This is a genomic window from Streptomyces sp. NPDC005496 (assembly GCF_042872045.1).
GTDB lineage: Bacteria > Actinomycetota > Actinomycetes > Streptomycetales > Streptomycetaceae > Streptomyces.
Genome location: NZ_JBIAJQ010000003.1, coordinates 327082 through 346557, shown reverse-complemented (window position 1 = coordinate 346557; position 19476 = coordinate 327082). Strand labels below are relative to the sequence as shown.

The 19476-nt window shown below is 70.1% G+C and carries 17 protein-coding genes and 1 riboswitch; of the genes, 9 read left to right on the top strand and 8 right to left on the bottom strand.

Annotated features, from left to right (window positions below):
• Positions 1–107 precede the first annotated feature (107 nt).
• The 4 genes from ACFYQQ_RS10240 (at position 108) to ACFYQQ_RS10225 (ending at position 4657) form a co-directional block, all read left to right on the top strand.
• Positions 108–1088, top strand: a complete 981-nt coding sequence (locus ACFYQQ_RS10240; protein ID WP_356238247.1) for a hypothetical protein — start codon at positions 108–110, stop codon at positions 1086–1088.
• A gap of 96 nt (positions 1089–1184) precedes the next feature.
• Positions 1185–1835 (top strand): peptide deformylase, encoded by a 651-nt coding sequence (gene def, locus ACFYQQ_RS10235; RefSeq protein WP_355794734.1) that lies wholly within the window; start codon positions 1185–1187, stop codon positions 1833–1835.
• Positions 1836–2204: 369 nt separating this feature from the next.
• Entirely contained in the window at positions 2205–3290 is a 1086-nt protein-coding gene (cyc1, locus tag ACFYQQ_RS10230) for an epi-isozizaene synthase (protein WP_355793936.1), read from the top strand.
• A complete protein-coding gene (locus tag ACFYQQ_RS10225; RefSeq protein ID WP_356238251.1) occupies positions 3287–4657 on the top strand; it encodes a cytochrome P450 in 1371 nt (456 codons plus the stop codon). The genes cyc1 and ACFYQQ_RS10225 overlap by 4 nt, the downstream gene beginning before the upstream one ends.
• 46 nt (positions 4658–4703) lie before the next feature.
• Here the strand turns inward: ACFYQQ_RS10225 and ACFYQQ_RS10220 are convergent, their stop codons facing one another.
• Positions 4704–5666 (bottom strand): GlxA family transcriptional regulator, encoded by a 963-nt coding sequence (locus tag ACFYQQ_RS10220; RefSeq protein WP_388904170.1) that lies wholly within the window; start codon positions 5664–5666, stop codon positions 4704–4706.
• A 93-nt stretch (positions 5667–5759) separates the two neighbouring features.
• Between ACFYQQ_RS10220 and ACFYQQ_RS10215 the strand changes: the two genes are divergently transcribed.
• Positions 5760–5993 carry a hypothetical protein gene (locus tag ACFYQQ_RS10215; RefSeq protein ID WP_355783013.1) on the top strand — a complete coding sequence of 78 codons (234 nt, stop codon included), beginning with the start codon at positions 5760–5762 and terminating at the stop codon, positions 5991–5993.
• On the opposite strand, the gene ACFYQQ_RS10210 is transcribed toward ACFYQQ_RS10215, so the two are convergent.
• The 6 genes from ACFYQQ_RS10210 to ACFYQQ_RS10185 form a co-directional block, all read right to left on the bottom strand.
• Complete coding sequence (locus tag ACFYQQ_RS10210; RefSeq protein WP_355783016.1) at positions 5906–6919, bottom strand: ribonucleotide-diphosphate reductase subunit beta; 1014 nt, start codon at positions 6917–6919, stop codon at positions 5906–5908. The two genes, ACFYQQ_RS10215 and ACFYQQ_RS10210, sit on opposite strands and share 88 nt — an antisense overlap.
• Positions 6919–9294 (bottom strand): ribonucleoside-diphosphate reductase subunit alpha, encoded by a 2376-nt coding sequence (locus ACFYQQ_RS10205; RefSeq protein ID WP_355783019.1) that lies wholly within the window; start codon positions 9292–9294, stop codon positions 6919–6921. Before ACFYQQ_RS10205 ends, ACFYQQ_RS10210 begins: the two co-directional genes overlap by 1 nt.
• A 129-nt stretch (positions 9295–9423) precedes the next feature.
• Positions 9424–9583: riboswitch (cobalamin riboswitch) on the bottom strand.
• Positions 9584–9636: 53 nt separating this feature from the next.
• Complete coding sequence (locus ACFYQQ_RS10200) at positions 9637–10149, bottom strand: GNAT family N-acetyltransferase (protein ID WP_356168541.1); 513 nt, start codon at positions 10147–10149, stop codon at positions 9637–9639.
• An 82-nt stretch (positions 10150–10231) separates the two neighbouring features.
• Positions 10232–11842 (bottom strand): monocarboxylate uptake permease MctP, encoded by a 1611-nt coding sequence (mctP, locus tag ACFYQQ_RS10195; protein ID WP_356168544.1) that lies wholly within the window; start codon positions 11840–11842, stop codon positions 10232–10234.
• A complete protein-coding gene (locus ACFYQQ_RS10190; protein ID WP_355787686.1) occupies positions 11839–12111 on the bottom strand; it encodes a DUF3311 domain-containing protein in 273 nt (90 codons plus the stop codon). Before ACFYQQ_RS10190 ends, mctP begins: the two co-directional genes overlap by 4 nt.
• Positions 12112–12297: 186 nt before the next feature.
• Positions 12298–13062, bottom strand: coding sequence for a GntR family transcriptional regulator (locus ACFYQQ_RS10185; RefSeq protein ID WP_355787689.1), 765 nt, complete (start codon positions 13060–13062; stop codon positions 12298–12300).
• 430 nt (positions 13063–13492) lie between these two features.
• Here ACFYQQ_RS10185 and ACFYQQ_RS10180 point away from each other — a divergent pair, with 430 nt between their 5' ends.
• The 4 genes from ACFYQQ_RS10180 to ACFYQQ_RS10165 all read left to right on the top strand — a co-directional run bounded on the left by ACFYQQ_RS10180 (position 13493) and on the right by ACFYQQ_RS10165 (position 18471).
• On the top strand, positions 13493–14779 hold the full coding sequence (locus tag ACFYQQ_RS10180; protein ID WP_355787692.1) for an extracellular solute-binding protein: 1287 nt from the start codon (positions 13493–13495) through the stop codon (positions 14777–14779).
• Positions 14780–15022: 243 nt separating this feature from the next.
• Complete coding sequence (locus ACFYQQ_RS10175; protein WP_355793534.1) at positions 15023–16009, top strand: sugar ABC transporter permease; 987 nt, start codon at positions 15023–15025, stop codon at positions 16007–16009.
• Between the two features lie 89 nt (positions 16010–16098).
• A complete protein-coding gene (locus ACFYQQ_RS10170; RefSeq protein WP_355793536.1) occupies positions 16099–16890 on the top strand; it encodes a carbohydrate ABC transporter permease in 792 nt (263 codons plus the stop codon).
• 9 nt (positions 16891–16899) lie between these two features.
• Positions 16900–18471, top strand: coding sequence for a glycoside hydrolase family 3 protein (locus tag ACFYQQ_RS10165; protein ID WP_388904165.1), 1572 nt, complete (start codon positions 16900–16902; stop codon positions 18469–18471).
• 168 nt (positions 18472–18639) lie between these two features.
• Here ACFYQQ_RS10165 and nagB read toward each other — a convergent pair whose 3' ends face one another.
• Complete coding sequence (gene nagB, locus ACFYQQ_RS10160; RefSeq protein ID WP_355782973.1) at positions 18640–19425, bottom strand: glucosamine-6-phosphate deaminase; 786 nt, start codon at positions 19423–19425, stop codon at positions 18640–18642.
• Positions 19426–19476 lie beyond the last annotated feature (51 nt).

Below are 19476 nucleotides of genomic sequence, written 5' to 3'. Positions count from 1 at the left end.
GGAAGAGGGTGTTCGGGGGCACCGGCCGGCCCGGGGCCGCACTGTCCTCGAGGGACTCTTCGAGCGACCGGCAGGCGGGACACGCAAGGAACTGGCAGGCGGGAATCGTGAGGATCTTCGGCAAGGGACGACACCGGCCCTCCGCCTCATGGCGGCAGGCCACCGACCGCGCGTTCACGCTGATCGGCGACGGCCGGTACGAGGACGCGGGAGCGCTGCTGACGCGCGCCGCGGACCTGGAGCCCTGGCTGTCCGAGTCCTGGTTCAACCTGGCGCTGCTGCACAAGTTCCGGCACGACTGGGAGCAGGCCCGGGCGGCCGGTCTGCGGGCCGTCGCACTGCTCGACCGCGAGGCGGGCGCACCTGACTGGTGGAACGTGGGCATCGCGGCCACCGCGCTCCAGGACTGGCCGCTGGCTCGGCGCTCCTGGCAGGCGTACGGCCTGCGGGTGCCCGGCGGCGCGGCCGTCTCCGGCGAGCCGGTCGGCATGGACCTGGGCAGTGCCGCCGTACGGCTGTCGCCCGAGGGCGAGGCCGAGGTGGTGTGGGGGCGCAGGCTGGACCCCGCCCGGATCGAGGTGCTGTCGATCCCGCTGCCGTCCTCCGGGCGTCGCTGGGGCGAGGTCGTGCTGCACGACGGGGTGCCGCACGGCGAGCGGACGACGGCCGTCGGGCACGCCTACCCCGTCTTCGACGAGATCGAGCTGTGGGCGCCCTCGCCGGTGCCGACCTGGGTCGTGCTCCTGGAGGCGGCCACCGAGGACGACCGGGACGCGCTGGAGCGGCTCGCCGCCGACGCGGGCTTCGCGGCCGAGGACTGGTCGTCGTCCGTGCGGCTGCTGTGCCGGATGTGCTCCGAGTCGCGGATGCCCTCCGACGAGGGGGACGGCGAGCACCTGGACCCGCACGACCACAGCGAACCGGGGCATCCGGGGCCGCTCGGGCACCGGACCGACGGTCAGCTGTGGGTGCCCGAGCGCGAGTGCGGTCTCGCTGCGCCCGCCTCCCTGGTCCGGGGCCTGCTCGACGGCTGGGTCGCGGACAGCCCGGACTCGCGGGACTGGCGGGACCTCGAAGAGGTCTGTTAGCCCCGGGTACGCCGTTCGCGCCGAGGTCTGCGACGCGCCCCTTTAGGCTGTACCCGCAGAAATTCTCACCAGGTCGCAGGAAGGCGTACGTCGGTCATGGCGCAGCAGGACACCGATCAGCAGCACGCGGGCGTGCTCCCCGTGGACGACGAGGGCTTCGTCATCGACACCGAGGACTGCGAGGAGCGCGAGGCGGCCTACCGCGAGCGCGGCACCTCGCGGCCGATCACGGTCGTCGGCAACCCGGTGCTGCACAAGGAGTGCAAGGACGTCACCGAGTTCGGGGACGAGCTCCAGCAGCTGGTCGCCGACATGTTCGCCAGCCAGCGCACCGCCGAGGGCGTGGGCCTGGCCGCCAACCAGATCGGCGTGGACCTGAAGGTCTTCGTCTACGACTGCATGGACGACGAGGGCAAGCGGCACGTGGGCGTGGTGTGCAACCCCGTGCTCGTGGAGCTGCCCGCCGAGCTGCGCCGGCTGGACGACAGCAACGAGGGCTGCCTCTCGGTGCCGACCGCGTACGCGCCGCTGGCCCGCCCGGACTACGCCGAGGTCACCGGGCAGGACGAGAAGGGCCATGCGGTCAGGGTGCGCGGCACGGGCTACTTCGCCCGGTGCCTCCAGCACGAGACGGATCACCTCTACGGATACCTGTACATCGACCGGCTCTCCAAGCGCGAGCGCAAGGACGCGCTGCGGCAGATGGCCGAGAACGAGCCCCGCTACCCCGTGGTGGCGAACGACTGAACCGTGTCCGGGGAGGTCCGGGGCGGCGCGGCCGTGGCCGGGACACCGCGGTGAACGAATGAGACTGAAAATGACAGCCGGGGCTCACGACCTCTCGTGAGTCCCGTCGGACGGCGCCTGGCCGGGGACCTCCCCGACCAGGCGCCGTTCGTGTGTGCGTCGCACGTTCGCTCCCTTGTGCTCCCCTGGCGATCCGAAACCAGTCACGCGAGGGGAGATTCTCGGCACCTTGGGGTAGTGAGTGGGGCAAATCCGTTCCCAGAACGGTCAGTTGTAGTGCTGAATGGGAAGTGCGGGGATACGCAACGGCGCACGCCCGGCACAGCGGGAGAGGTGTAGCGCCAACAGGCGGCTGAGAGGGGTTTGTTCGTGCATGCTTTCTCACACGGCACTTCATCGACGACGACCGCGGTCGCGGTGCCACCGGCGCTCTCTCTTCCGGTGATCGAGACCGCGTTTCCCCGTCAACTGCACCCGTATTGGCCCAGGCTGCAGGAGAACACCAGGGCCTGGCTCCTCGAAAAGCGCCTCATGCCTGCGGACAAGGTCGCGGAATATGCCGACGGCCTGTGCTACACGGACCTCATGGCGGGCTTCTACATAGGCGCGCCCGACGAGGTGCTCCAGGCGATAGCGGACTACAGCGCGTGGTTCTTCGTTTGGGACGACCGTCACGACCGCGACATCGTCCACGGCCGCCCGGCCGCCTGGCGGAGGCTCAGGTTCCAGCTGCACGCGGCGCTCGACTCGCCGCGGGACCACCTGCACCACCAGGATCCCCTGGTGGCAGCGTTCGCGGACAGCATGGTCCGGCTGTACTCGTTCCTGGGCGCCGACTGGAACGCCCGGTTCGCCGAGCACTTCCACGCGGTGATCGAGGCGTACGACCGGGAATTCCGCAACCGGACGTCGGGCACGGTGCCGACGGTCGAGGAGTATCTCGAACTCCGGCGGCTCACCTTTGCCCACTGGATCTGGACGGATCTGCTGGAGCCGAGCGCGGGGCTCGAAATTCCCGCCGCCGTCCGGGAGGACCCGGCATATCTGCGGGCGGCCCTCCTCAGTCAGGAATTCGCCGCCTGGTACAACGATCTCTGCTCCCTCCCGAAAGAGATCGCGGGAGACGAAGTCCATAATCTCGGAATCAGTCTCATCCAACACGAGGGGATGACTCTCGAAGAGGCTGTCACAGAAGTGCGCCGACGCGTCGAAGAATGCATTTCAGAATTCCTCGCCGTCGAAAAGGACGTGGTGCGGCTCGCCGACACCCTCGCGGACGGGACCGTGCGGGGAAAGGAATTGAGTGTGGCCGTGAAGGGCTGTCTCTCCAATATGCGGAACTGGTTCAGCTCCGTGTACTGGTTCCACCACGAGTCCGGCCGGTACATGGTCGACAGCTGGGACGACCGTTCCACACCCCCGTACGTCAACAACGAAGCGGCAGGTGAGAAATGACCGTCGAGTCCGTACGGCCCGCGGCACCCGAGGCACCGGAGTCGTCCATCCCGCCTTTGGCCGGTGGCGGTATCCCCGGTCTCGGCCACGGCTGGAAACTCGTCCGCGATCCGCTGGGCTTCCTGGCGCAGCTGCGCGACCACGGTGACGTCGTCCGGCTCAAGCTGGGCCCCAAGACGGTGTACGCGGTCACCACGCCGGCCCTCACCGGGGCGCTGGCGCTCAGCCCCGACTACGAGATCGGCGGCCCGCTGTGGGAGTCCCTGGAGGGGCTGCTCGGCAAGCACGGGGTCGCGACCGCCAACGGCCCCCTCCACCGGCGCCAACGCCGCACCATCCAGCCCGCGTTCCGGGCCGACATCATCCACGAGTACGCGTCCGTGATGGAGGAGGAGGCGCGCGCGTTCGCCGACCGCTGGGCGTCGGGGAAGCCCGTCGACTGCACCTCGGAGTCCTTCCGGGTGGCCGTGCGGATCGCGGCCCGCTGCCTGCTGCGCGGCCAGTTCATGGACGAACGCGCCGAACGGCTGAGCATCGCGCTCACGACGGTGTTCCGCGGTATGTACCAGCGCATGGTCATCCCCGCGGGACCGCTCTATCGGCTGCCGCTTCCGGCCAATCGCAAATTCGACCGGGCATTGGCCGATTTGCACCTTCTGGTCGACGAGATCATCGCCGAGCGCCGCGCATCTGGTCAAAAGCCGGACGATTTGCTGACGGCATTGCTGGAGGCGAAGGACGACGACGGGGAGCCCATCACCGAGCAGGAGGTCCACGACCAAGTCGTCGCGATACTCACCCCCGGAAGCGAAACCATCGCGTCCACGATCATGTGGCTCTTGGACGTCCTCACGGCACACCCGGAACAAGCGGCCAAGGTGAGTGCGGAGGTCGAATCCGTCGCAGGGGACCGGCCTGTCGCATTCGGTGACGTCCGAAAGCTGACGCACACCAACAATGTCGTCGTCGAAGCCATGCGACTGCGTCCCGCCGTATGGATATTGACGCGCCGGGCGGTGACCGAAACCGAGCTGGGCGGCTATCGCATTCCGGCCGGTGCCGACATCGTCTACAGCCCGTACGCGATACAGCGCGATCCCCGGTCGTACGAGCGGCACCTGGATTTCGATCCCGACCGCTGGCTTCCGGAACGCTCCAAGGACCTGCCGAAGTACGCCATGCGCCCGTTCAGCGTGGGCAACCGCAAGTGCCCCAGCGACCACTTCTCGATGGCGCAGCTCACGCTCATCACGGCGACGGTGGCCGCCAGATGGCGCTTCGAGCAGGTCGCCGGGTCGAACGACGCGACCCGCGTCGGCATCACCCTGCGCCCGCACGACCTGGTGCTGAGGGCCGAGCCGCGCTGAGCCGGGTCCGCGGGGTGCGCCCTCGGGGGAGGTCGCACCCCGCGCCTCAGGCGGCCCGCGGACCCCGGAACGCGCGGCGGTAGGCGCCCGGCGTCGTCCCGAGGCTGCGCATGAACTGGTGGCGCAGCGCGGCCGCGTTGCCGAAGCCGGTCCGGCCGGCGATCGCGTCCATCGTCTCGTCCGTGACCTCCAGCAACTCCTGTGCCAGCAGCACGCGTTGGCGCAGCAGCCAGCGGTACGGCGTGGTGCCGGTCTCCTGCTGGAAGCGGCGCGCGAAGGTGCGCGGGGACATGTGGGCGCGGGCCGCGAGCTGCTCGACCGTCACCTCCTGGTCCAGGTGGCGCTCCATCCAGACGAGCACCTCGCCGACGGTGTCGCACTGCGAACGGGGCAGCGGCCGCTCGATGTACTGGGCCTGCCCGCCGTCCCGGTGCGGGGGCACGACCATGCGGCGGGCGACGGCGTTGGCGACCTCGGGCCCGTGCTCCTTGCGCAGGAGGTGCAGGCAGGCGTCGATGCCGGCGGCGGTGCCCGCCGAGGTGATCACCGGGCCCTCGTCGACGTAGAGCACGTCCGGCTCGACGACCGCCCGCGGGAACTGCCGGGCCAGCGCGTCCGCGTGGTGCCAGTGCACGGCGCAGCGCCGACCGTCCAGCAGCCCGGCCGCGCCCAGCACGAAGACACCGGAGCACACGCTGAGCACCCGGGCGCCCCGCTCGACGGTGCGGCGCAGCGCGTCGAGCAACTCCTCGGGGTACGCGCGGTCGGCGTAGGAGTCGCCGGCCGGCACCACGACGAGGTCGGCCTCCTCCAGCCGCTCCAGGCCGTGCTCGGCCGTCAGCGTGAACCCCGCGTGCGTGCCCAGGGTGCGCGGCCCCGCCGAGGCGACGGCGAAGTCGTACACGGGGAGCCCCTCGTCGCTGCGGTCGAGTCCGAACACCTCGCAGACGACGCCGAGTTCGAAGGGGTGCACCCCGTCCAGCAGGACCACGGCCACGTTTTTCAGCATGCCGCCAGTGTGCCTGGAACGTGGCAGTAATTCGAGGGTCTACGGCAGTACTGCCACTGACCCCGGGGCGCGATCGGCGCGACAGTGGTGTTCATGGAGACACTCGTGAACACCACCGTCGCCCTGCTCACCGTCCTCGCGCTCTTCCTGGTCCTGGCCCTGCCCTCACTGATCGGCCTGCGCCACGAGTGGCGCGTCGACCGCGAGCTCAGGGCCGCCCGGGGGAGCGCCCGCCCGGCTCAGAAGTCCTCGTCGAAGCCGACCGAGCCCTCCACCGCGACCTGGTACGCCGAGGGACGGCGCTCGAAGAAGTTGGTCAGCTCCTGAACACCCTGGAGCTCCATGAAGGAGAACGGGTTCTCCGAGCCGTACACCGGGGCGAAGCCGAGGCGCGTCAGGCGCTGGTCGGCGACGCACTCCAGGTACTGCCGCATGGAGTCCGTGTTCATCCCCGGGAGGCCGTCACCGCACAGGTCGCGCGCGAACTGCAGCTCGGCCTCGACGGCCTCCCGCAGCATGGCGGTCACCTGCTCCTCCAGCCGCTCGTCGAAGAGGTCGGGCTCCTCCTTGCGGACCGTGTCGACCACCTCGAACGCGAACGACATGTGCATCGTCTCGTCGCGGAACACCCAGTTGGTGCCGGTCGCCAGGCCGTGCAGGAGACCCCGGCTGCGGAACCAGTAGACGTACGCGAAGGCGCCGTAGAAGAACAGCCCCTCGATGCACGCCGCGAAGCAGATCAGGTTCAGCAGGAAGCGGCGGCGGTCGGACTTCGACTCCAGCCGGTCCAGCTTCTCCACCGAGTCCATCCAGCGGAAGCAGAACTCGGCCTTCTCCCGGATGGACGGGATGTTCTCGACCGCGTCGAAGGCCGCCGCGCGGTCCTCCGGGTCCGGCAGATAGGTGTCGAGCAGCGTCAGATAGAACTGGACGTGCACGGCCTCCTCGAACAGCTGGCGCGACAGGTACAGCCGCGCCTCCGGGGAGTTGATGTGCTTGTAGAGCGTCAGCACCAGGTTGTTCGCGACGATCGAGTCGCCGGTCGCGAAGAACGCGACGAGCCGGCCGATCATGTGCTGCTCGCCCTGTGACAGCTTCGCCAGGTCGGCGACGTCCGAGTGGAGGTCGACCTCCTCGACGGTCCAGGTGTTCTTGATCGCGTCCCGGTAGCGCTCGTAGAAGTCCGGGTAGCGCATCGGGCGGAGCGTCAGCTCGAAGCCCGGGTCGAGCAGGTTCTTGGTCTCGCTGGACATCACTGGCAGGCCTCGCAGGACTCGGGGTTCTCAAGGGAGCAGGCGACGGCGTCGGCGTCGGCGTTCGGGGCCGCCTGCACGGGGACGGGGGTCTGCGCCCGGGCGGCGCGGGCGATGCGGGTCGCGGGACGCGAGCGCAGGTAGTACGTCGTCTTCAGGCCCGACTTCCAGGCGTACGCGTACATCGAGGAGAGCTTGCCGATGGTCGGCGTCTCCAGGAACAGGTTCAGCGACTGCGCCTGGTCCAGGTACGGGGTCCGGGCGGCGGCCATGTCGATCAGCGCGCGCTGCGGGATCTCCCAGGCCGTGCGGTACAGGTCCCGCACCTCCTGCGGCACCCAGGTGAAGCCCTGCACCGAGCCGTTCGACTCGCGCAGCGCCTCCCGGGTCTGCGCGTCCCACACGCCGAGCCGCTTGAGCTCGTCCACCAGGTAGGAGTTGACCTGGAGGAACTCGCCGGACAGCGTCTCGCGCTTGAACAGGTTGGACACCTGCGGCTCGATGCACTCGTACACGCCGGCGATGGAGGCGATCGTCGCGGTCGGCGCGATGGCGAGCAGCAGCGAGTTGCGCATGCCGACGGCCGCGATCCGCTCGCGCAGGGCCGCCCACCGCTCCGGCCAGGCCGGCTCGGTCGCGTAGTGGTCGGGGTGCAGCACACCGCGGGCGGTGCGGGTCTTCTCCCAGGCGGGCAGCGGGCCGTTGCGCTCGGCGAGGTCCGCGGACGCCTCGTAGGCGGCCAGCATGACGCGCTCGGCGATCCGGGTGGAGAGCCGCTTCGCCTCCGGGGAGTCGAAGGGCAGCCGCAGCTTGAAGAAGACGTCCTGGAGGCCCATCGCGCCGAGGCCCACCGGGCGCCAGCGGGCGTTGGAGCGGCCCGCCTGCTCGGTCGGGTAGAAGTTGATGTCCACGACCCGGTCGAGGAACGTCACCGCGGTGTGGACGGTCTCGTCCAGCCGCTCCCAGTCGATGTCCCCGTCCACCACGAACGCCCCGAGGTTGACCGAGCCCAGGTTGCAGACCGCGGTCTCCCCGTCGTCCGTGACCTCCAGGATCTCGGTGCACAGGTTCGAGGAGTGCACGGTGTGCCCGGGCTCCGCCGTCTGGTTGGCGGTGCGGTTGGCGGCGTCCTTGAAGGTCATCCAGCCGTTGCCGGTCTGCGCCAGCGTGCGCATCATCCGGCCGTACAGGTCCCGGGCCGGGATCGTCTTCCGCGCGAGCCCGGCCTCCTCGGCCGCGCGGTACGCGGCGTCGAACTCCTCGCCCCACAGGTCGACCAGCTCGGGCACGTCGGACGGTGAGAACAGCGACCAGACGCCGTTCGCGTCGACCCGGCGCATGAACTCGTCCGGGATCCAGTGGGCGAGGTTCAGGTTGTGCGTACGGCGGGCGTCCTCGCCGGTGTTGTCGCGCAGCTCCAGGAACTCCTCGATGTCGGAGTGCCAGGTCTCCAGGTACACCGCCGCCGCGCCCTTGCGCCGGCCGCCCTGGTTCACGGCGGCGACCGAGGCGTCCAGGGTCTTCAGGAACGGGACGATGCCGTTGGAGTGCCCGTTCGTGCCGCGGATCAGCGAACCCCGGGAGCGGATGCGGGAGTAGGACAGGCCGATGCCGCCGGCGTGCTTGGAGAGGCGGGCCACCTGGTGGTAGCGGTCGTAGAGGGAGTCCAGCTCGTCCAGGGGCGAGTCGAGGAGGTAGCAGGACGACATCTGGGGGTGCCGCGTACCGGAGTTGAAGAGCGTGGGGGAGGACGGCAGGTACTCGAGCCGGCTCATCAGGCCGTAGAGCGCGGCCACTTCGTCGACGGCGCGCGGGGTGTCGTCCTCGGCGAGGCCGGCGGCGACGCGCAGCATGAAGTGCTGCGGGGTCTCGATCACCTGCCGGGTGATCGGGTGCCGCAGGAGGTAGCGGCTGTGCAGCGTGCGCAGGCCGAAGTAGCCGAAGCGGTCGTCCCCGGCGGTGTCCACGAGCGCGTCCAGGCGCTCCGCGTGCAGGCGGACGAACTCGGCGGTGCGGTCCGCGATCAGCCCCTCCCGGTGGCCGACGGCGACCGAGGCGGAGAAGGAGGTGACGCCCTGGGAGGCGGCCTCGGCGGCGATGCCGATCGTCAGCAGCCGGGCGGCGAGGCGCGAGTAGACGGGGTCCTCGGAGATGAGTCCCGCCGCGGCCTCGGTGGCCAGCTCGCGCAGCTCCGCCCCGTCCGCCCGCGCGGACCGGCCGCGCAGGGCGGCGGCGGCGACCCGGCCGGGGTCGGCGCCGGGGAGGTCTGCGGTGAGGTCGGTCAGGGTCCGCAGCAACGCGGCACCGGGACCGTCCGTCTCCGCCGCTGTCGCGGACGGTGTCGCTGCGGCCGGATCGGCTGGCGCGATGGTCACGTGGGGCTCTCCCTCGCTCGGCACGGGGCCTGGAGGGAGGGCAGCGGGGCACACGTCACCCCGGCACGGGTACGCGTGCGTCCACCGGCCCACTCCACGAGGCCCGGACGTCTGGGCACCCGGACCGGACGGGCCGGGCGCACTGTCGGCAGGTCCTCGGACTGACCGTGTGCGCGAACACGCACAAGTACACCGTTGCGGGACAGTTCCGGATTCGCACCGGATTCCCCTGCGGCGACAGCGAGCATGAGCATACATCTTGTGCCGGGCCGTCGACGCACCCCCACATGTTGTGTCGTGTCGGCTCCGGAGGGTGTCAGTCGGCCGCGGTGGACGCAGCTGTCAGAGCGTCAGTTCGTAGGTCAGCAGCAGGATGTCGTCGAGCTCCGGGACGGGATTCCAGTCGCGCTCGGGGGTCCGGACGAAGCCGAGCCGCTCGTAGATCCGGTGCGCGGCGCGCATGGTCCGCTGGGTCGACAGCACGACGCGGACGCAGCCCTCCGTGGCCCGCGCGCGGTCGACGCAGGCGCGCACCAGGGCCTCGCCCGCTCCTCTTCCGCGCGCCTGCGGGGCGACCGCCAGCATGCGGATCTCGGCCTCGCCGGGACGGGCCAGCTCGGCCATGGCGTTGCCGGCCGACGGCACGTACGTCACCCCGCCGAGCACGGTGGCGTCCCGGTCCACGGCGACCAGGACCTCGGCCGCGGCGGCGCGCCGCGCGACGTCCCGCAGGTGCACCAGGTAGCCGTCGCCCTCCCCGAAGTCGAGCAGACCGTCACCGAGATACGCCTGTGCGGTGATCTCCCCGAGCGTCCCGTACTCCCCGGGCAGCGCCCGCCTGACGATGATGTCCATGCGGGTGAGTCTGCCGGACGGGAACGACGTCGGGCCGCCGGTTTTCCTCCGGCGGCCCGACATGGTGTGTACGAGAGGGACTTCAGTGCGAGGTGCCCGCCGTGGCCGGCGGCAGCTCCACCTGGACGCCCGGGTCCCCGGCGTCCGCCGTGTAGTCCTCCGGCGACGTCTCGTCCAGGCCGTCGGGAGCCTTCACGGCACGCAGGACGAAGGTGAGCACGACCGTGACCGCCAGGTTCAGCACGAAGGCCGTCAGCCCGATGTAGCCGATCTCCCCGATGCCGGGAATCTCCTTCGAACTGCCGCCGAAGTGCCGCTGCGTCGGGGAGGCGACCCCGTACGCGGCGAAGGTGCCGTAGACCATGCCGACGGCCCAGCCGGCGAGCAGCGCCCAGCGGTGGAACCAGCGGGTGAACAGGCCGCCGACCAGCGCCGGGAAGGTCTGGAGGATCCAGATGCCGCCCAGCAGCTGGAAGTTGATCGCGACCGTCTTGTCCATGGTGAGGACGAAGGCCAGCGCGCCCACCTTCACCAGCAGCGAGACCAGCTTGGAGACCTTGGTCTCCTGCTGCGGCGTCGCGTCCGGCTTGATGAAGTCCTTGTAGATGTTGCGGGTGAAGAGGTTCGCCGCCGCGATCGACATGATCGCCGCCGGCACCAGCGCGCCGATGCCGATGGCCGCGAAGGCCACGCCCGCGAACCAGTCCGGGAACATGTTCTCGAACAGCTGCGGGATCGCCAGCTGCCCGTTCTGCACCTTCACCCCGGCCGCGATCGCCATGAACCCGAGCAGGGCGAGCAGGCCCAGCATGAGGGAGTACAGCGGCAGGATCGTGGTGTTGCGCCGGATCACGTCACGGCTGCGGCTGGACAGCGTCGCCGTGATCGAGTGCGGGTACATGAACAGGGCGAGCGCCGAGCCGAGCGCGAGGGTGGCGTACGTCCACTGCCCGGCCTCGGCGGGCACGACCCCGCCCGCGCCGGCGGCCGTGTACTTCTCGCCCGCCGCCTTGAAGATCTCGTCGAACCCGCCCAGCTTGATCGGGATGTAGATGATGGCCACCGCGATCACGATGTAGATCAGGGTGTCCTTCACGAACGCGATCAGGGCGGGCGCCCGCAGCCCCGAGGAGTAGGTGTAGGCGGCCAGCACGCCGAACGCGATGAGCAGCGGCAGGTCCTTCACGAACCAGTTGGTGTTCTCGCCGCCGCCGACGCCCATCACGTCCAGCACCGCCTGGATGCCGACGAGTTGCAGGGCGATGTACGGCATCGTGGCGAGGATGCCGGTGACGGCGACCGCGAGCGACAGCCCCTTGGAGCCGAAGCGCCCGCGCACGAAGTCGGAGGTCGTCACATAGCCGTGCTTGTGCGAGACCGACCACAGCCGCGGCAGGAAGGTGAAGATCAGCGGGTAGACGAGGATGGTGTACGGCACCGCGAAGAAGCCGGCCGCGCCCGCCGCGTAGATCGCCGCGGGGACGGCGACGAACGTGTACGCCGTGTAGAGGTCGCCGCCGAGCAGGAACCAGGTGACCCAGGTGCCGAACGACCGTCCGCCCAGGCCCCATTCGTCGAGGCTGTGCTCGTTCTCGGCCTTGCGCCAGCGCGCGGCCAGGAAGCCCATGACCGTGACGGCCAGGAAGAAGAAGATGAAGACGCCGAGGGCGACTCCGTTCACGCCGTCGTTCACTTCGACGCACCCCCGTCCTTCGTCGCGCGGGCGCGCTGGTCACGCTGGTCACGCTGCCAGAGCTGGTACGCGGTCATCGTGAGCAGCGTGGAGATGAGCACCCACAGCATCTGGTACCAGTAGAAGAACGGGATTCCGATGAACGTCGGGTCGGTCTTCGCGTAGGAGCCGACCCACAGCATCGCCACGAACGGCGCGACGAGGCAGACGGCAATGACCACGCGGACCGGTGTCACCACCGGTGGCTTGACTTCGGGCACATCTGACATTCCGCGGCTCCGTCCCCTCGCTGATCACCTGTGTAATGCGCAGGCAATGTAGGCGACGGTGTCACGCAGACGGAACCCCCCGTCCGCATATCGGTCCCGACCTGGGGATTCTCCGCGGCGGCGAATGCCCCACGACGGCGTTTTCCGCACTCATGAGGGCTCGCTTCATGCGGGGACCCGGGCGATCTAGTCCATAGGCCGCTTGAGGCGGGCCACGAACTTGTACCGGTCGCCCCGGTACACCGAGCGCACCCACTCCACCGGCTGACCGGTCCTGTCGAGCGAGTGCCGGGAGAGCATCAGCATGGGCAGCCCGACGTCGGTGCCGAGCAGGCCGGCCTCGCGTGGGGTGGCCAGCGAGGTCTCGATGGTCTCCTCGGCCTCGGCGAGGTGGACGTCGTAGACCTCGGCGAGCGCGGTGTAGAGAGAGGTGTACTTGACGAGCGACCTGCGCAGGGCGGGGAAGCGCTTGGCGGAGAGGTGGGTCGTCTCGATGGCCATCGGCTCGCCGCTCGCCAGCCGCAGCCGCTCGATGCGCAGCACGCGTCCGCCGGCGGTGATGTCGAGCAGGTCCGCGAGCGTCTCGTCCGCGGTGATGTAGCCGATGTCCAGCAGCTGCGAGGTGGGTTCGAGACCCTGGGCGCGCATGTCCTCGGTGTACGAGGTGAGTTGGAGCGCCTGGGAGACCTTCGGCTTGGCGACGAAGGTGCCCTTGCCCTGGATGCGTTCGAGGCGGCCCTCGACGACCAGCTCCTGGAGTGCCTGGCGCACGGTCGTGCGGGAGGTGTCGAACTCGGCGGCGAGGGTGCGCTCGGGCGGCACCGGGGTGCCGGGCGACTGCGTCTCCGTCATGTCGAGCAGGTGCTTCTTCAGGCGGTAGTACTTGGGCACGCGCGCGGTACGGATGGGTGCCCCACCCTCGTTCTCCGCACTGCTGACGTCGGTGCTCATGCTCTGCCTTCCCGGCTCCGGATGCCGAAGCGACCGACATACCCGATCGGCCACGGCTCACATCGTGGCACGGCTTCGCGCGCGAGTGTCCCCCGCACGCTCCGTGATCCCCTCTATATACCGTCGGGGTCCCCGTTGGTCTAGTCCATCGCGTCCGTCGGAGGGTCGCCGCCCAGGTCCGGGGTGCCCTGTTCGTGCCACCGGAACACCCCTGTCCCTTCTGTCGGTTGAGCAATGAAAGGTCCCTGCATATGTCGGTCCCGTAACGCTCACCTGGAGGGTCTTCTTCACCCTTGACACCCCTCTAGGTCTAGGCCAAGCTCCCCGTACTGGTCTACACCATTGGTCCAGGTCCCGGCCCCACGGGCAGTACTCGTCACAGGTCACCGCGGTGGGCAGGGGGGTTTATGGCATCCCTGAGGAGGGTGGCGTGAAGCGCAAGCTGATAGCCGCGATCGGTATCGCGGGCATGATGGTTTCCATCGCGGCGTGCGGGGACAGTGACAAGGACTCCGGGGGCGGCAAGGGCGGCGCGGAGGCCAAGGAACTCACCGTCTGGCTGACGGTGGACGCGCAGAACAACTGGCCCGAGCTGGTCAAGGCCGCCGACGCGGCGGTCAAGAAGAAGCACCCCGGCGTCAAGATCAATCACGAGTACTACGGCTGGCCGGACAAGAACGCCAAGCTCGACGCGGTCCTCGCCACCGACAAGGCCCCCGACGTCGTCGAGATGGGCAACACCGAGATGCTCGGCTACATGGTCAAGGGCGCCTTCGCTCCCGTCGACGCGTCGAAGTTCGACAACGCGGACCAGTGGCTGGACGGCCTCAAGGCGTCCGTCACCTACGACGGCAAGACCTACGGCGTGCCGTACTACGCCGGTGGCCGCGTCGGCAACTGGCGCAAGGACATCGCCGCCGCCTCCGGCGTCAAGTCCACGCCGAAGACGTACAAGGAACTCACCACCGCCCTGGACAAGATCCAGAAGAAGCAGGGCGACAAGTTCAGCGCCTGGTACCAGCCGACCCGTGACTGGTACGCCGCGATGTCCTTCGTCTACGACGCCGGCGGCTCCATCGCCGAGGAGTCCGGCGGCCAGTGGAAGGGCAACCTCTCCTCGCCGGAGTCCGTCAAGGGCCTCAAGGCGTTCAAGTCGGTCGTCGACAAGTACATGCACGGCGACAAGACCAAGGACGAGTCCGACCGCTACATCGTCTACGGCCAGGGCAAGTCCGGCATGATCTTCGGTGCCGCCTGGGAGGGCGCGACCTCCGAGGACCCGAAGAACGACAAGACCGGCAAGCTCAAGGGCAACCTCGAGAACTTCGTGGTCCCCGGCCCGTCCGGCAAGAACCTCCCCGTCTTCCTCGGCGGTTCCGACCTCGCCGTCCCGGTGAAGTCCGACGCCCAGGAACTCGCCGCCGAGTGGATCAACGCGCTCACCGGCGCCGAGGGCCAGAAGGGCCTGATCGGCAAGGGCAACCTGCCGAACAACAAGACCGACCTCGCGACGCTGAAGAGCGACCCGAAGACGGCCGTCCCGGCCACCGCGGCCGAGAGCAACTGGTTCGTCCCGATGGCGCCGGGCTGGGGGCAGGTCGAGAAGGCCCAGGTCCTGCAGACCATGCTGCAGAGCATCGGCACCGGAAAGAAGTCGGTCGAGGAAGCCGCGAAGGACGCGGACGCCGCGATCGACAAGGTCATCAACAACAAGTGACCGTCAGGCAGGGCCCCGTTGTCGGCGGGGCCCTGCTTTCCGTACGACCCTGCCGGGAGGCGGGGCCCGCTCCCCGCCCCCGCACGCCCCGCACGAAGACGCCGGGGCCGGACGGCCTGCCGCCCGTACGACGCGTACGGGCCGGCCGGGGCGCGGGAGCCCGCCTCCCGTACGACCTGTACGACCCGGTCGGGGACGGGACCTGCCACCCGTGGACCCGAGGGACCGCTGAGGAGCGCGCGGATGAGTGCCGCTGATACGACCACTGCCAAAGTGCCGCCGACGCGGCAGTCGCCACCACCCCCCGCCCCCGTGGCACCACCACGCCGGAAGCGGACCGCCGGCGGGACGGCCGTCCCGTGGGCCCTGCTCGCGCCCTGCCTGCTGATCCTCGTCCTGGTGCTCGGCTACCCCCTGGTCCGCCTGGTCACCCTGTCCTTCCAGGAGTTCGGGCAGTCCCAGCTCTGGGGCTTCAAGCCGGCCGAGTCGGTGGGCTTCGACAACTTCGGCAAGGTGCTGGGCGACGACGAGTTCTGGGCCGTCGTCGTCCGCACGATCGTCTTCGCCGGGGGCTCCGTCGTCTTCACGATGGTCATCGGCATGCTGATCGCGCTGCTCCTGCAGCGGGTCTCCGGCTGGGTGAAGACCCTCATCAACATCGCGCTGGTGGCCAGTTGGGGCATGCCCATCATCGTCGCCACCACCGTCTTCAAGTGGCTCTTCGACTCCGACTACGGCGTCTTCAACGCGGTGCTCAGCAGGCTCCCCGGCGTCGACATGATCGGCCACAACTGGTTCGCCAGCGGCCCCCAGGGCCTCGCCGTGATCATGCTGCTCGTGGTCTGGGGCGCGGTGCCGTTCGTCGTCATCACGCTCAGCGCGGGACTCACCCAGGTGCCCGCCGAACTGGAGGAGGCGGCGCGCCTCGACGGCGCGGGCGCCTGGGGCGTCTTCCGGTACGTCACGCTGCCCATCCTGAAGCCGATCATCGTGATGCTCACGACGCTCTCCGTCATCTGGGACATGGGTGTCTTCCCGCAGGTCTTCGTGATGCGCGGCGGCCACCCGGAGGCCGAGTTCCAGCTGCTCACCACGTACTCGTACGACCGCGCCTTCGTGGTCAACGACTACGCGCAGGGGTCGGCGATCGCCCTGCTCACCGTGCTCCTGCTGCTCGGTGTGGTCGCCGTCTACATGCGCCAGATGCTCAAGATCGGAGAGGTCGAGTGACCACGACCACCGCTCCTCCCGCCGCCGGGCCGCGCAAGACGGCCGCCGTCCCCGCCGCCCGGCCCCGCAGGTCCCGGCTCGGCTGGAACCTGCTCGGCCTGTTCGTCTTCGCCACCGCGGGCTTCCCCGTCTACTGGATGCTCAACACGGCGTTCAAGCCGGCGAAGGACGCCATCGACCCGGACCCGAGCCTGCTGCCCACGGCGGTCACGCTCGACAACTTCCGCCGGGCGCTCGACATCGCCGACTTCTGGGGCCCGGTCGGCCGCAGCCTGGTCGTCTCGCTGGCCGTGGTGCTGATCGGCATCGTGGTCGGCATGCTGGCCGCCCTCGCCATCTCCCGGTTCGCCTTCCGCGGCCGCAAGATCGTGATCGTCGGCATCCTCGCGGTCCAGATGGTGCCGCTCGTCGCCATGATCATCCCGGTCTTCCTGCTGCTGAACGACCTCGGTCAGTACGACAAGCTCACCGGCCTGATCATCACCTATCTGACCTTCATCCTGCCCTTCACGGTGTGGACGCTGCGCGGCTTCATCGTCAACATCCCGAAGGAGCTGGAGGAGGCCGCGATGGTCGACGGCTGCTCCCGCACGGGCGCCTTCGTCCGCGTCGTCTTCCCGCTGCTGGCCCCGGGCATGGTCGCCACCTCGGTCTACGGCTTCATCCAGGCCTGGAACGAGTACCTCTACGCCCTGATGCTCATGAGCCAGAAGAACCAGACCGCCACGGTCTGGCTCGGCAACTTCACCACCAAGCACGGCACCGAGTACGCCCCGATGATGGCCGGTTCCACGATGATGGCCGTGCCGATCGTCGTCCTCTTCCTCATCGTCCAGCGCAAGATGGCCGCGGGGCTGACCGCGGGCGCCGTGAAGGGATAACGCCACCCGATGACGACACTCGCCAGTGGTACCGACACGCTCACGCGCGACGCCCTCGCGGTGCTGCAGCCCGGGTTCACCGGGACCAGCGCGCCGGACTGGCTGCTGCGCAGGCTCGGCGAAGGCCTCACGTCGGTCGGCCTGTTCGGCCGCAACATCACCTCCGCCGCTCAACTCGCCGCACTCACCGCCCAGTTGCGCGCCGAATGCGACGACGTGCTCGTCGCCATCGACGAGGAGGGCGGCGACGTCACCCGTCTGGAGGTGCGCACCGGGTCCTCCTACCCCGGCAACCACGCCCTCGGCGCGGTGGACGACGTCGAGCTGACCCGGGAGGTGGCCCTCGCACTCGGCCACCGCCTGGCCGCCTGCGGCGTCAACCTCAACTGGGCCCCGTCCGCCGACGTGAACTCCAACCCCGGCAACCCGGTCATCGGCGTACGGTCCTTCGGCGCCGACACCGACCTGGTCGCCCGGCACACCGCCGCGTACGTCACCGGCCTCCAGGCCGCGGGCGTCGCCGCCTGCACCAAGCACTTCCCGGGACACGGGGACACGGCGGTCGACTCGCACCACGCGCTGCCGCGCATCGACGCCGACCTGTCGGTCCTCCACGCCCGCGAACTCGTCCCGTTCCGGGCCGCGATCGCCGCGGGCAGCCGGGCCGTGATGAGCGCGCACATCCTCGTCCCGGCGCTCGACCCCGACCGTCCGGCCACGCTCTCCCGCCGCATCCTCACCGGACTGCTCCGCGAGGAACTCGGCTACGACGGCCTCATCGTCACCGACGGCATGGAGATGCAGGCCATCTCCGCCACCTACGGCATCGAACGCGGCAGCGTCCTCGCGATCGCGGCCGGCGCCGACGCGATCTGCGTGGGCGGCGGCCTGGCGGACGACGAGACCGTACGGCGACTGCGCGACGCCCTGGTCTCCGCCGTCCGCAGCGGCGAACTGGCCGAGGAGCGCCTCGCCGACGCCGCGGCCCGCGTCCGCGCGCTGGCACGGTGGACCGCCGCCGCGGTGACCGGGGCGTCCCCGGACCCCGTGGACCCGGCGGGCTCCGCAGCCTCCGCCGCCTCTGCCGACTCCGTCGACCTCGGCACCGGACGCCCGGGGGGCGCGTCCGGCGCGAGCACCGAGATCGGCCTCGTCGCCGCCCGGCGCGCACTCACGGTGACGCACTCCGATACGTACGCCCCGCTCACCGAGCCGCCGTACGTCGCCGCGCTGACCCCGGTCGCGAACATCGCCGTCGGGGACGAGACCCCGTGGGGCGTCGCCGCCGAACTCGCCGGACTGCTGCCCGGTACGGAGACGGGCAGCTTCTCCGGGGAGGAGGCCGGCACCAGCGCCCTCGCGGCTGCGGGACCGCGCCGGGTCGTCGCCGTCGTCCGCGACGAGCACCGCCATCCCTGGATGGGCGCGGCGCTCGACACCCTCCTGGCCGCCCGCCCCGACACGGTCGTCGTCGAGATGGGCGTCCCCCAGGCCACGCCCCGGGGCGCCCTGCACATCGCGACCCACGGAGCGGCCAGGGTCTGCGGCCGCGCCGCGGCGGAGGTCATCGCGGGAACGTGAGCCCGGGCCGCCGACGGCCACGCCAATCCTGCTCCTGGCACGGAAAGGCGCCGGGGTCCCTGACGGGGGACTCCGGCGCCTTTTCGGTTGCGGGGTGGGGAGTGCCGGCTCACGCCGTCCGCGACCCGCGTGGCGTGAGCAGTGGACGCCGTCGCGCCGGTGGGCTGCCTAGATCCCCTGCCAGTCCGGCTTGTTCGCGAAGGTGTGGCGGAAGTAGTCCGCGAGCTTCAGCTTGGAGGCCGCCGCCTCGTCCACGACGACCGTGGCGTGCGGGTGGAGCTGGAGCGCCGACGCCGGGCACACCGCCGCTACCGGTCCCTCCACCGTCGCCGCGACCGCGTCCGCCTTGCCCTCGCCCGTCGCGAGCAGCACCAAGTGCCGCGCCTCCAGGATCGTGCCGATGCCCTGGGTGATGACGTGGTGCGGGACCTGCTCGATGTCGCCCTCGAAGAATCGGGCGTTGTCGACGCGGGTCTGCTCGGTCAGCGTCTTGATCCGGGTCCGCGAGGCGAGCGAGGAGCACGGCTCGTTGAACCCGATGTGCCCGTCCGTGCCGATGCCCAGCAGCTGGAGGTCGACCCCGCCCACCGAGGCCAGTGCCTTGTCGTACGCCTCGCACGCGGCCTGCACGTCCTCGGCGGTGCCGTCGGGGCCCATGAACGCGTCCATGCCCAGTCCGAGCGGCTCCAGGACCTCGCGGCGCAGCACCGACCGGTAGGACTCGGGGTGCTCGGGCGGCAGCCCCACGTACTCGTCGAGCTGGGCGATCCGCGCACGCGAGGCATCCACGGCGCCCGAGCCGACCTTGGCCGCCAGCGCCTCGTAGATGGGCAGCGGGGTCGAGCCGGTGGCCACGCCGAGCAGGGCGTCGGGCTTGCGCCGGAGCAGCTCCACCATGGCCTCGGCGATGAGCTCGCCGCCCGCCTTGGCGTCCTGGACGATGACAACTTCCACGCTGGGCCTGCCGATCTGGAGAGGGGACTCAACTGGACCCGAAAGGGGGAC

What these genes read in the sequence shown, in the direction of transcription:
- ACFYQQ_RS10225 (WP_356238251.1), top strand. Translation starts at nt 3,287, where the DNA reads ATGACCGTCGAGTCCGTACGGCCCGCGGCACCCGAGGCACCGGAGTCG.
- ACFYQQ_RS10165 (WP_388904165.1), top strand. Translation starts at nt 16,900, where the DNA reads ATGACGACACTCGCCAGTGGTACCGACACGCTCACGCGCGACGCCCTC.
- ACFYQQ_RS10200 (WP_356168541.1), bottom strand. Translation starts at nt 10,149, where the DNA reads ATGGACATCATCGTCAGGCGGGCGCTGCCCGGGGAGTACGGGACGCTC.
- def (WP_355794734.1), top strand. Translation starts at nt 1,185, where the DNA reads ATGGCGCAGCAGGACACCGATCAGCAGCACGCGGGCGTGCTCCCCGTG.
- ACFYQQ_RS10190 (WP_355787686.1), bottom strand. Translation starts at nt 12,111, where the DNA reads ATGTCAGATGTGCCCGAAGTCAAGCCACCGGTGGTGACACCGGTCCGC.
- ACFYQQ_RS10210 (WP_355783016.1), bottom strand. Translation starts at nt 6,919, where the DNA reads ATGTCCAGCGAGACCAAGAACCTGCTCGACCCGGGCTTCGAGCTGACG.
- ACFYQQ_RS10215 (WP_355783013.1), top strand. Translation starts at nt 5,760, where the DNA reads ATGGAGACACTCGTGAACACCACCGTCGCCCTGCTCACCGTCCTCGCG.
- ACFYQQ_RS10175 (WP_355793534.1), top strand. Translation starts at nt 15,023, where the DNA reads ATGAGTGCCGCTGATACGACCACTGCCAAAGTGCCGCCGACGCGGCAG.
- ACFYQQ_RS10185 (WP_355787689.1), bottom strand. Translation starts at nt 13,062, where the DNA reads ATGAGCACCGACGTCAGCAGTGCGGAGAACGAGGGTGGGGCACCCATC.
- ACFYQQ_RS10220 (WP_388904170.1), bottom strand. Translation starts at nt 5,666, where the DNA reads ATGCTGAAAAACGTGGCCGTGGTCCTGCTGGACGGGGTGCACCCCTTC.